Origin of the sequence: Mesobacillus sp. S13 (genome assembly GCF_020422885.1) — a bacterium.
In the GTDB taxonomy this organism is placed as follows: domain Bacteria; phylum Bacillota; class Bacilli; order Bacillales; family Cytobacillaceae; genus Mesobacillus; species Mesobacillus selenatarsenatis_A.
The window spans coordinates 1,061,884-1,073,460 of sequence record NZ_CP084622.1 but is presented as its reverse complement, the minus strand read 5'-3'; the positions used below and the strand labels follow the sequence as shown (position 1 = coordinate 1,073,460).

The following is an 11,577-nucleotide window of genomic DNA, read 5'->3' as shown; positions in this document are numbered from 1 at the left end:
ACGCGAAAATATTTCCACAATGGGATGTGCTCACGCCTTTGCCAGACCTAGACCAAAACGTGCGGCTACAATTCATTATGGCCGACATTTCGTTAAGTGAAAATAAGCTTTCGTCCATTAAAAAAACCCTCTCCTGTCAAAGGATGAGGGCTGCACAAAATTATTTTGGCTGCATGCGGATGGCTCCGTCCAAACGGATTGTTTCGCCATTCAGCATTGGGTTTGTCAGGATGCTTTCAGCAAGCTGGGCATACTCTTCAGGATAGCCAAGCCGCTGCGGGAAAGGCACCATTTTCCCAAGAGAGTCCCTTGCTTCCTCAGGCAGTGAATCGAACATCGGCGTATGGAACAATCCCGGCGCAATAGTCATCACCCTGATGCCGTATGAAGCAAGCTCCCTTGCAATTGGCAGCGTCATGCCAACAACTCCCCCTTTTGAAGCACTGTAGGCCGCCTGCCCAATCTGGCCGTCAAACGCGGCAACGGAAGCCGTATTGATGATGACCCCTCTCTCACCAAGTTCATTCGCTTCGTTTTTGGACATCTGCTCGGAAGCAAGCCTGATGACATTGAATGTGCCAATTAAGTTGATGGAAATCACTTTTGAAAACATGTCCAGCGAATGGACACCTTTGCGCGATAGCAGCTTTCCTGCAACCCCGATTCCGGCACAGTTTACAACCGTGTTGATAGAGCCGAATGATTCAAATGCTTTGTTGATCGCATTCGAGACTTCTTCCTCACTCGTTACATCTGTTTTGATGAAAAGCGTCTGTTCCCCAAGTTCTTTGACGAGAGCTTCGCCGCGTTCCACAGATAAATCAAGGATGGCAGCCTTCCCGCCCTGCTCAACAATTCGTCTTACAGTCGCTTCCCCTAAACCAGATGCTCCACCTGTTACAATCGCTTTTGCTTCGTTCATTTTCATTTATCTTGACCTCCACTTTAATAAAGTTGTTAGTTTTATATAAAGCAAGAATCGTGCCAAGGTCTGATATGCAATAAAATATAGAGTTTATTGGATATAAGTGTCCAAAATCAGTACGTTTTTTATAAGATATTGGACACTTTGGACTTTGAGCCTGGATTGTGAACTTCCAGCCAGCTTTATCTAGAGGTAATTATATGGTGTATTCCCTGCCCGAATTGTTTTTTACTCTTAAAATCAGTTTTAATCCCCGTCGGAACTCATATAATCTCCGTTGATTCAGTTTTAATCACCATTGGAACAAATTTAATCCCCGTTGATTCGGTTTTAATCCCCGTTTGGTTTTGATATCAGTTTTAATACAAGTTAGATTGTGTTTAAAACCACAAAAAAAGCAGAGCCGGAGCCCTGCTTAAACAATCATATTAAGCTGCATTTCGTTTCATCCTGTTTCTCAGCAACAATTCCTCAAGCGCTCCTGACCCAAATATGACTCCGGATACGATGAATATCAGTCCCAGCAGATGAGCGGATGTGATATGCTCGCCAAGGAAGATGGCTGCGAATAAGATGGACAGGAATGTGTTCAAGTTCAGGAATATGGATGCTTCCGCCGGTCCTGCCTTGCCGATCGCGTAGTTGTAGAGCATATGCCCCACTGCGGTGGCAAAAATCGCTGATGCGAAGAAGATGATCCATACTCCCGCTGAAGCATTTCCGAGGCTTGCCAATCCACCTGGCTCCTTCCATAGACCAATCAAGAACAACATAAACGAACCAATGACAAGCATATACCCGGTCAACAGTCGAGGGTCCAATGTTTTTGCTGCTTTGGATATGATGATGAAGCTGATGGCTTGTGAAAGAATGGAGAGAAACACATAGAAATCCCCAACCGACATGCCAGATAAACCTGAGCTTCCTGCCAGCACAGTCAATGAAACGCCTATGCCTCCGAAAATAAAGCCCAGTGTACGTACGAATGTCAGCTTCCTTCCCAGGAATAAGATAGCCATCGACGCCGTCAGCAAGGGGCCAAGACCGAGAATCAACCCACCGTTAACCGCCGAAGTTACCTTTAAACCAAGACCAAGAAACATATGGTGCCCAGTTACATTCAAGATACTGCCACCGATAATATAGGTCCACTCTTTCCTGGATGGCAGGCGGACTTTTTTTAAGAAAAAGAGAATGATAAAGACCGAGACTCCTGCGGTGAATACACGCAGTGAGGTGATGGTGATCGGCGGGAAGTTCCCCACTATTACCTTTAGCGCCGTGACATTCAGTCCCCATAAGAACATGACACCGGTAAGAATCAAATAAATTCTAAGATTGTTCATGATGTATCCTTCTTTCATTTAAACGGTTAAAGCATAATTCCCATTCTACTCCTTTTTTATAAAAGAGCAAGAGAAAGGAATACCAATTATTTACCACCCAGAATAATAAGTACCAAAAAGAAGGGAAATTTGAATCAGTCTTTCCATTACTATTTGTATAGCTTGATAGGTTAAAAGAACGGTTTCTATTAAAATTCTGCAAAAACCGACAAAAACAGGTTTAAAATCGTGAATGCTATCCCTGAGAGAATCTTGATTTGAAAGGAGGTGAAAGGATGCACTTCCGACACTTACTCATAACTGGCTTTATTGCTGGTGCCGCAATGCTGGTCCCAGATATGGCTTTCGCTGAAAAAGGGGAAAATCCCGGTAAGGGTCCACAGACTGTAGCGGCTGAACAGGCTAACGTTGCAGACAAAGCAAATAATGTGAGGACTTCTGAAAAATCACCTGCACAACCTGCGATTCAAAACCGGCCCGCGCAGAAACAAGGAGTTCAGAATCCCGCCCAAGCCAAGCCTGAAGAAACACCTGCCGATGCAGTGAAAGTAAATGGAAATGCCTCATTATCCAAAAAGGGTCAGAAGGCTGCACAGCCCAAAAAGACTAAGGCAGAGACTACGAACAAGCCAAATCAGGTAAACCATAAACAAAAGCACAGCAATAACCAAAATAAAAAAGGTAAGTTGAAATCCATACATAATAAAGATCAATACGCAAAAGAAACAGAGCGAAGATCTCCTGTTCTGGAGGAAAAGGTTGAGCCACCTAAGGAGTCTAATGAGACACCGTCCATTATCAAAAAGGCAGCAAAGACGGTAAGCATGAAAATGCCTCCTGCAAAAAAGGATGAAAATGATTCATCCCAAAATGAGAGGTATCCTAAAGGAGACAATCTTCCTAATCCTCCTTCACGCACGAAGGCTTCTGGGGGGCCTTCCGGCGACAGGACAAGTTATGGAAACGCGAACAATTTTTTTAGCGATAAATGGTTTTATTGGGATGTAACATTTCAATTAAATCTCCTGCAGCACTTCACATCGCGGGTCGCTGTTTTTCAAAGCCAGTGGGTCAATGCCCCACCTTCCCCACCACCGCTAAAAGCTCCTGCTTTTTTACCGTATACCGATGCAATTGTCACGGATCACGTTAATGAAAAGGGAGCGAATGATGAAAATGAAAAATAATATTAATGGAACTAAAGTTGTGAAATCTTTTATGCTAGCTGGAGTATTGTCAATCGGAGTACTTACGGGAGGCCATTTCACTCAAGCTGCAGGACCGGAAAAAGTAAAGGTTGAGCAATCTCACAAAGTGAAACCAGCAAAGGTTCAGGTTGTTGATAAAAAGGCTAATGTTAAAGCAACTCCTGCTAAGCCTGCAGTCAAGGCTCAGCCAAAAGCCGCAACAAAGGTTGAAGCTAAGGAAAATGCATCAAAGTCACAGGCTGGCATTCATGCAAGCGAAACTGCAAAAAAGCACGCGGCACCGAATGCAGCTGTACACACAACAAATCAGCAAGTGCCTGTCGAAGAGGTGGCAACTGAGGAAGTTCCAACAGAAGAAACAGTTACTCAGGAACCAGTAGTGGAAGAAACTGTAGAAGTTGTAGAACTTGAGCCAATTGTTACTGATGAAACAGATGTTGACTCTGATTCAGAAGAAACTGCAGAAACGGATGCAGCTAAAGAAGAAGAGGAAACTAAGCCTGAGGCTGACACTGAAATGAAAAAGGAAGATGAAGAACCTGCTGAAGAGGACTCTGAAGAGGAATCAAAAGACATCGACCTAGATACAGTGGCAACTGTAAAATCTGAAGAAGACGAAGATAATGACTCCGATTCTGAAGATATCGATCTTGATACTGATGCAACTGTAAAGACTGAAGAAGACGAAGAAGACGAAGAAGAAGAGGCTACTGAAGATAAAGAATCTCCTTCTATCACTAACAAAATGAATTCCAGTGCTTTCAATGCAAGCGATGTTGCTAAAGAGAAAGCGAACGAAAATTCAGCCGTTGCTTTGTCTGTTGAAGTAACTGAAGAGGATGTTACTGTAGAAGACGTTACTGAGGAAGATGTTACTGAGGAAGACGTTACTGAGGATGACGTTACTGAAGAAGACGTTACTGAAGAAGACGTTACTGAAGAAGACGCTACTGAAGAAGACGTTACTGAAGAAGACGTTACTGAAGAAGACGTTACTGAAGAAACTTCTACTGAAGAAGACGTTACTGAAGAAGACGTTACTGAAGAAGACGCTACTGAAGAAGACGTTACTGAAGAAGAAGCAAAAGTATCCCCTTCTGTTGCCAACAAAATGAAGTCTAAGGCTTTCAAAGCTAGCGATGTTGCTAAAGAGAAAGCGAACGAAAATTCAGCAGTTGCTTTGTCTGTTGAAGTGACTGAAGAGGTTGTTACTGAAGAAACTTCTACTGAAGAAGTAACTGAAGAAGCTGCTACTGAGGAAACTTCTACTGAAGAAGTGACTGAAGAAGCTGTTACTGAGGAAACTTCTACTGAAGAAGTGACTGAAGAAGAAGCTGTTACTGAGGAGACTACTACTGAAGAAGTAACTGAAGAAGCTGTTACTGAGGAGACTACTACTGAAGAAGTAACTGAAGAAGCTGCTACTGAAGAAGTGACTGAAGAAGCAAAAGTAAATCCTTCTGTTGAAAAGAAAGCTGAGTCCAAGGCTAGCTTACACGCGAGTGAAATCGCAAAGAAATTTGCTGCTTTGATTTCTGCTGTACTTGCTGTATTTGAAAAGCCTGCTGAAGAGTCTGCTGAAACTGTGACTGAGGAAGTCATCGTTGAGGAAGAAACTAAATAATCGTACCACAGAAGAGGGACGTCCAGTTTTGCTGGACGTCCCTTTTTTCTCTTAGTGAACCAGATTCCCGTTCGTCTGCGGGCTATCCATCAGCCAGTTATTTTCGTCGTTGGCAACGATGAGTTCGTTGATATCATATGTATTGTAATATTGCTCTTTTATGAACGGGTCACTTTCTACCAGATTAATTGCTTCATCAATATCATCACAATTAAGGATGATCATTGCTTGTTCGTTATTTTTGAGCGGTCCAGCTACCATCAATTTTCCTGCCTGGTTTAATTGCCTGAGGTGTTCAATATGTCTAGTCAACAGGCTTGGTTCCAGTTTGCCTGTCCTTTTGTCTTTTAGGAAGACGACAAATGTTTTCATAAATGATACTCCAATCTTATAAGCTTTTACAGTTCATTATATCATTTCCATAATACACCTTCATGTATGTACCCTTGCCTTGTTAGAACTGAACATAAGAGTCTCCTCATGGCAGCATATCTTATTCTGGAGTTGGACATCTGAACCGCAAAAAGGAGGGAAGTAATCGCGCGAACTCGCGCTTTACTTTCCCTCCTCACTGATTGCTTCTTTCAGCATCCTGGCAAACCTTTCTTCTCTTTGGTCAGAAGCTAAGAAACTCTCCTTAGCTATTTCTCTCAAAAGCTTCCTTTTAGCTGTTTCATCCTTGACGGCTGCTTTAATTTCTTTTCGGCTTGCTGCCAGGAACTCCAGGTAGCTTTCGTATTTTTCATCAAAAGTCTGCTCCAGTTGACCGCAAATCTTTTTAGCGAGTACAGGGCTTGCCCCCGATGTCGAGACGGCGATTATCAATTTCCCTCTTTTCATAACGGATGGAACCTGAAAGTCAGATTGCTCGGGATTGTCTGCAAGATTAACCAATTGATGTGGTGAAGCATCCTTCTTAACTGCCAGATTCGTCTCGGTGTCATTGGTGGCGGCAATTACTAGCAATGCTCCTTCAAGATCTTTTTTCGTATATTTCACTGCCTGCCAGGAAATCTCGCCTTCTGCGGCAAGACCCATCAATTCTCTTGTCAATTCAGGACTGACTACCTTCACTTTTGCTCCAGCATCCAGCAACCCCAATACTTTTCGGTGAGCGACCTTGCCTCCGCCAATCACCACTGCGTTACGGCCTGATATCCGAAGGTTCATAGAGTATAGCATGCTTCCACTCTCCATTTATGTTGCGATTTCTATTATATTGAGGTATTCATACCATTATTGGCGATAGGTATTTTTATTGACGATGTTCACAAATTTATTGGCTTCTGCTAACGAAGACGGTGTTTCTAAGTTAACCTTTCTCTTGCGTCATCAACTCTTTGCAGAAGCAGCCCGCCAAGACGGTCATCGAAACCGACTGGTTCGCACAGGACAACCTCTCTCTCCTGACCTTGAAGTAAAATACTATTTATTGTTTCCTCCATTTTGACTGTAAACCCGCCAGTATAAAGCAAGAATGGCAGAACGTACATCTTCTTGTCGACCTCACTTGCCAATAGCTTTTCTCCGTAAAATGGCTGTGTTGTTATATAGCCTGTTTCAACTTTAGAGAGAACTTTCTCCTGAACGCGGAATGCCAGTTTCTCGAATTCGGTTGCAGCCAAAGGATCCCTGCTGCCATGTCCGACAAGCAGCACGGATTCTGACTTGCTGCCCGAGAAGCCTTGATCCTTCAATCGGTCCAGGACGATTTGAATTATCGTTTCATTCACGCCAAGGGGATCTCCATATAAAATCTTTACTTCTGGATACTTAAGACTGACTTTTGCCAATTCCTCAGGTATATCCACATTTGCATGGATTCCCGGAAGCAACAGCACCGGAACGACGGTAATCGATGATGCACCCTTTAATATGCATGATTCAACACTTTCAAGAATGGTTGGCTTTGTATTCTCAAGGAATCCATAAGCTGCAATCGTACTCGGCTCAGTCGAAATCACTTTCTCGATGAATGAAATAAACACTTTGTTGCCATGTTCACTTCTGCTTCCATGGCTGATGAATACTGTGGCTTCCATATCTTTCTCTCCTTTAAAAATCTGTCCATTACACGAATGCCAGTTCAGATTCCTTTCTGCTTAAACAATCGATCACAGCGGTTTTATCTGGTGATTCTAACACCTTATCTGGGACAATTCCATATTCTCTTGCCGCCTCTCCCGTCCGGACTCCCATGCAAACAATTTTTGATGTTTTTATAAGCTGTTGTGGGATGATTTTCTCTAGGATTCCTTCTTCAACCATTGTTTTGACCGCCCTTGTGCTTGGCAAAACCACTGTATTGACAGAAGCTTCTTCTAGAATTCTTTTGAAAATAGGCGTGAATTTCTCATCGACAACCTTTTTTGAGGTTAGGAACATTTCAGCATCAGGATATTGGTGCGTGATATCGCTGTCTCCTACGATTAACAGCTTTCCAACCGGATGCAGCTTCCCTTCCACTTCTGCAAAAAAGCCCTTTTCATTCAATGCCCTGACAGACTTTGTTGAACAACCGTAAAGTTCTGCTTTCACCCTCCTGATATCGATTCCTGCTTCAAAAATGATCTGGAAGAATTCTTTTACACACTCAGGAGATGTAAAAAGAATCTGCTCGTATTCTTGAATTTTTTTGATGACTGCCTTGTCTGCAGGAACGTAAACCTTTTTCCATTTCGGAAATTCAATCACGTCCGCGCCCTGCTCCATCAATTCCTTTGCAAGTTCACTCTCAGCACTTCCTGTTCGGGCAAGTAATATTTGCTTACCAAACAAAGGCTTCCTTTCAAACCAGTTCAACTTCTTACGAAGCGATACGATATCTCCAACCAGTGTGATGGCCGGGTTGGTAAAATTCACTTCCTTCGCTTTTACGGCAATATTGGCCAGAGTTCCTTCAAGAGTCTGCTGCCGGGAGAAGGTTCCCCATTGGATGAGGATGACCGGGGTATCCGGTGACTTTCCATTCTTGATTAAATTTTCACTGATATAAGGAAGATTTGAAATACCCATGTAAAAAGCAATGGTGTCGATTCCGGTGGCAAGCCCCTTCCAGTCCAGTTTTGGCTGTCCATTCTCGGACTTGTCATGGGCAGTTACAACCGCGAAGGATTCACCAAATTCTCGATGTGTAACGGGAATTCCTGCATATAGCGGTGCAGCAATCCCTGATGTAATTCCGGGTACAATTTCAAAAGGAAGTCCATTTTCAGCCAGGGCAGCTGCTTCTTCGCCTACTCGTCCAAACACTCCAGGATCGCCGCCCTTTAAGCGGACAACAATTTTCCCTTCCAACACTTTTTCCACCAATAGGTCGTTGATCATTTCCTGGCGAAGGACGTGCCGGTCAGGGAGCTTGCCGCAGTAGATCAGTTCGCAATCAGAAGGAGCATAATCCAGCAATTTCGGATTGGCAAGCCTGTCATATAAAATGACCTCAGCCTTTTTGATTGCTTCCAATCCCTTTACTGTAATCAACTGTACATCTCCAGGTCCTGCACCGACTAAGAACGCTTTTCCTTTTTCCATTGTATTCCCGCCCTTTCAACGCTGTATATTGAGAGGGAGGTTCCCCCTCTTAAGTCATATCGTAATATGCACTTCATTTCCGAATACTTCAACTTGGTACGTTTTTACTTCGCCTGTATCCGGTGCCTGCACTTTCCCGTCTTCCAGCGAGATCTTTAGGTCGTAGACTGGGCAGTAGATAAAATTCCCGCTGACAAGAGCATCTGCAAGAGTTCCGCCTTTACGGTGAGGGCTGCGGTTTTCAACAGCCTTGACATCTCCGGTGGAAATCCGAAACAAGACGATGGTCTGTCCATTTATAGTGACTGCCTGCCCTGCCCGTTCAGGCAGGGAGTCATAATCAGCTACTTTGATTCTTACTTTCGTTGTTTGCATCTTCATCCATCCTCCCTTATTCAACACTCACGCTGCGGACTTGATAGTATTTTTCTTTTATGGCTCTATCAGAAATTGCTTCATTCCATGGCTCGTTATATCGCTCCAATGTCTTATCCAGTCTTTCGTTCAACTGCTTTCTCATGTTCTCATCGGCCAGCACTTCTTTGACATGATCAAGTCCCATTCTTTCGAGCCATGGTGCCGTCCTTTCAAGGTATGCTGCAGTTTCACGGTAGTACTGGAGGTATGCTCCGGTAATTTCCAATGCCTCTTCTTTCGTCTTGACGGTATCAAGCAAGTCGGCAGCGCGCAGGTCGGTTCCACCGTTACCGCCGATATAGATTTCCCAGCCGCCATCGACACCTACAAAGCCGATGTCCTTGATTCCTGATTCAGCACAGTTCCTTGGGCAAGCAGAAACACCCATCTTCACCTTATGAGGTGTATCGAGTCTCTCAAACTTTTTCTCGAGCTCGATTCCAAGTCCCATTGAATCCTGGGTTCCAAACCGGCAGAACTTTTCACCGACGCAGGTTTTTACGGTACGAAGTGTTTTTCCGTACGCATAGCCTGATGGCATTCCCAGGTCTTCCCACATAGCAGGAAGGTCCTCTTTGTTGACACCAAACAAGCCAATCCTTTGACCGCCAGTCAGCTTTACCAAAGGCACGTCGTACTTCTCGGCAACTTCCGCAATTTTTTTCAAATCAGCTGCTGTCGTCACACCGCCATACATCCTTGGTACAACTGAATATGTCCCATCTTTCTGGATGTTAGCATGCATTTTCTCGTTAACCAGCCTTGAATCACGTTCATCCTTATAGCCGTCATAATGGACCATCCCCAGGTAATAGTTGATCGCCGGACGGCATTTCGAACATCCTTCCTCCTGGGACCATCCGAGTACATTCATGACTTCCCTGACATTGGTCAATCCTTTTTCCCTGATCTCAGCGACTACTTCATCTTTGCTTAAAGTCGTACAGCCGCAAATTCCTGCTTTTTTTGCAGTAGTATCGTATTGGTCGCCAAGCGTATAAGCGAGGATATCGGATATGAGCGATTTGCATCTTCCGCAAGAACGGCCAGCGTTCGTGCAGCCACCAACTTCATCAACAGTAGTCAACTCATTTGTGCGGATGGCTTCGACAATCGTTCCTTTTGTAACACCATTGCAGCCGCAGACAAGTTCGTCATCGGCCATCGCCGCTACATCGCCGGCTTCTCCTCCACCACAGCATCCGCTTGCTTCAAGAATCGAGACACTTGTCATGCCGCTGATGTCTTCTCTTTTGGTCAGCATCCTGAACAGGCGGTTGCTGTCCTTCGTGTCACCATAAAGCACAATCCCGGCAATCCGGTTGTCACGAATGACAATTTTCTTGTAGATCCCATCAAACTCATTGTGGACCTTGATTGATTTCGTTCCTTCGTCATCGCCGATCTCACCTGCTGAAAACAAATCACAGCCTGAAACCTTCAGTTGAGTGCCGCAAATCGTTCCTTCATAAGGGTTAGTCGGAATCCCCGCAAGGTTAGCTGCAAGTACTTTACCCTGTTCATACAGCGGTGCGACAAGGCCATAGACGATTTCTCTATGTTCCGCACATTCGCCAACAGCATAAATATTCTGGACATCTGTCTCCATATAATCATTGACGACAATCCCTCTGTTGACATAAATGCCGCTGTCTTTTGCCAACTGGACGTTAGGGCGAATGCCGACAGCCATGACAACAAGGTCTGCCCGGATTTCGGTACCGTCTGTGAACCTTAGTCCTGTTACCCTTTCGTCTCCTAAAATTTCCGCAGTCTGTTTTTCAAGCAAGAAATTCATGCCTTGGTTTTCCAGTTCTTTTTTCAGCATTCCAGAAGCGGTTCCATCAAGCTGCCTTTCCATCAGATGCGGCATCAAATGGACAACATCGACTTCCATGCCCAAGTTCAGCAAGCCTCTAGCTGCTTCCAGTCCTAACAGCCCGCCGCCTATTACAGCTGCTTTTTTATACTGCCTGGAATCTTTGATCATCATTTCACAATCATGGATATCACGGAACCCGACTACTCCCTTTTTGTCAGACCCAGGTACTGGCAGGATGAACGAGCTGGAGCCTGTAGCGATGATTAACTCGTCATAGTCCACCTTGCGTCCTTGTTCGGAAATGACTTGCTTCTTTTCCTTGTCAATCTCGACAACTTCTTCACCTGCAAAAAGTTGAATATCATTACTCTTATACCAATCCCAGTCATTCATGATGATATCTTCGATTGACTTATCTCCCTGAAGGACTGTGGATAACATAATTCTATTGTAGTTAGGATGAGGTTCATTCCCGAAGATCGTGATTTCGAAGCCATCTGGCTGAAGTTTAAGCAGCTCCTCGATTGTCCTTACTCCTGCCATTCCGTTTCCTATCATGACTAATTTCTTTTTCATCTCGTTTGTCCTCCTATAATTTCTAATGCGGAGTTTTCATTAATGATATTTCCTCTATGTATAAATTGTATTGTGATTTACATCTCTTGGTTGTGAAGTTCGTCACATTTTCAGTCTACTTTGTTCAC

General features: G+C 44.2%; 10 protein-coding genes. 2 read left to right on the top strand and 8 right to left on the bottom strand.

The genetic code is table 11. The features are described from left to right. Positions 1–160: 160 nt before the first annotated feature. Both LGO15_RS05430 and LGO15_RS05425 read right to left on the bottom strand, forming a co-directional pair. Complete coding sequence (locus LGO15_RS05430; protein WP_167833395.1) at positions 161–928, bottom strand: 3-hydroxyacyl-CoA dehydrogenase; 768 nt, start codon at positions 926–928, stop codon at positions 161–163. Between the two features lie 425 nt (positions 929–1,353). Then, entirely contained in the window at positions 1,354–2,271 is a 918-nt protein-coding gene (locus LGO15_RS05425; protein WP_167833394.1) for a DMT family transporter, read from the bottom strand. 275 nt (positions 2,272–2,546) lie between these two features. Between LGO15_RS05425 and LGO15_RS05420 the strand changes: the two genes are divergently transcribed. Next, the gene (locus tag LGO15_RS05420; RefSeq protein WP_226087028.1) at positions 2,547–3,458 is read left to right on the top strand and encodes a hypothetical protein; all 912 of its coding nucleotides are present in this window, start codon (positions 2,547–2,549) and stop codon (positions 3,456–3,458) included. After that, positions 3,448–5,103, top strand: a complete 1,656-nt coding sequence (locus tag LGO15_RS05415) for a DNA polymerase V family protein (protein WP_226087027.1) — start codon at positions 3,448–3,450, stop codon at positions 5,101–5,103. The genes LGO15_RS05420 and LGO15_RS05415 overlap by 11 nt, the downstream gene beginning before the upstream one ends. A 51-nt stretch (positions 5,104–5,154) precedes the next feature. On the opposite strand, the gene LGO15_RS05410 is transcribed toward LGO15_RS05415, so the two are convergent. The 6 genes from LGO15_RS05410 to nirB form a co-directional block, all read right to left on the bottom strand. After that, positions 5,155–5,475, bottom strand: a complete 321-nt coding sequence (locus tag LGO15_RS05410) for a YciI family protein (RefSeq protein WP_167833391.1) — start codon at positions 5,473–5,475, stop codon at positions 5,155–5,157. 183 nt (positions 5,476–5,658) lie between these two features. Further along, positions 5,659–6,285, bottom strand: coding sequence for an NAD(P)-binding protein (locus LGO15_RS05405; RefSeq protein ID WP_167833390.1), 627 nt, complete (start codon positions 6,283–6,285; stop codon positions 5,659–5,661). A 125-nt stretch (positions 6,286–6,410) separates the two neighbouring features. Further along, positions 6,411–7,145, bottom strand: a complete 735-nt coding sequence (locus tag LGO15_RS05400) for a sirohydrochlorin chelatase (RefSeq protein WP_226087026.1) — start codon at positions 7,143–7,145, stop codon at positions 6,411–6,413. A 28-nt stretch (positions 7,146–7,173) separates the two neighbouring features. After that, positions 7,174–8,634 carry a uroporphyrinogen-III C-methyltransferase gene (gene cobA, locus LGO15_RS05395; protein WP_167833388.1) on the bottom strand — a complete coding sequence of 487 codons (1,461 nt, stop codon included), beginning with the start codon at positions 8,632–8,634 and terminating at the stop codon, positions 7,174–7,176. 54 nt (positions 8,635–8,688) lie between these two features. Beyond that, positions 8,689–9,009, bottom strand: coding sequence for a nitrite reductase (NAD(P)H) small subunit (locus LGO15_RS05390; RefSeq protein ID WP_226087825.1), 321 nt, complete (start codon positions 9,007–9,009; stop codon positions 8,689–8,691). A 16-nt stretch (positions 9,010–9,025) separates the two neighbouring features. Continuing rightward, on the bottom strand, positions 9,026–11,449 hold the full coding sequence (gene nirB, locus LGO15_RS05385) for a nitrite reductase large subunit NirB (RefSeq protein ID WP_226087025.1): 2,424 nt from the start codon (positions 11,447–11,449) through the stop codon (positions 9,026–9,028). Between the last annotated feature and the right edge of the window lie 128 nt (positions 11,450–11,577).

Excerpts from the sequence above, each read along its gene's own strand:
- LGO15_RS05405 (WP_167833390.1), bottom strand. The coding sequence starts at position 6,285 with ATGCTATACTCTATGAACCTTCGGATATCAGGCCGTAACGCAGTGGTG.
- LGO15_RS05390 (WP_226087825.1), bottom strand. The coding sequence starts at position 9,009 with ATGCAAACAACGAAAGTAAGAATCAAAGTAGCTGATTATGACTCCCTG.
- LGO15_RS05410 (WP_167833391.1), bottom strand. The coding sequence starts at position 5,475 with ATGAAAACATTTGTCGTCTTCCTAAAAGACAAAAGGACAGGCAAACTG.
- LGO15_RS05420 (WP_226087028.1), top strand. The coding sequence starts at position 2,547 with ATGCACTTCCGACACTTACTCATAACTGGCTTTATTGCTGGTGCCGCA.
- LGO15_RS05430 (WP_167833395.1), bottom strand. The coding sequence starts at position 928 with ATGAAAATGAACGAAGCAAAAGCGATTGTAACAGGTGGAGCATCTGGT.
- LGO15_RS05400 (WP_226087026.1), bottom strand. The coding sequence starts at position 7,145 with ATGGAAGCCACAGTATTCATCAGCCATGGAAGCAGAAGTGAACATGGC.
- cobA (WP_167833388.1), bottom strand. The coding sequence starts at position 8,634 with ATGGAAAAAGGAAAAGCGTTCTTAGTCGGTGCAGGACCTGGAGATGTA.
- LGO15_RS05425 (WP_167833394.1), bottom strand. The coding sequence starts at position 2,271 with ATGAACAATCTTAGAATTTATTTGATTCTTACCGGTGTCATGTTCTTA.
- nirB (WP_226087025.1), bottom strand. The coding sequence starts at position 11,449 with ATGAAAAAGAAATTAGTCATGATAGGAAACGGAATGGCAGGAGTAAGG.
- LGO15_RS05415 (WP_226087027.1), top strand. The coding sequence starts at position 3,448 with ATGAAAAATAATATTAATGGAACTAAAGTTGTGAAATCTTTTATGCTA.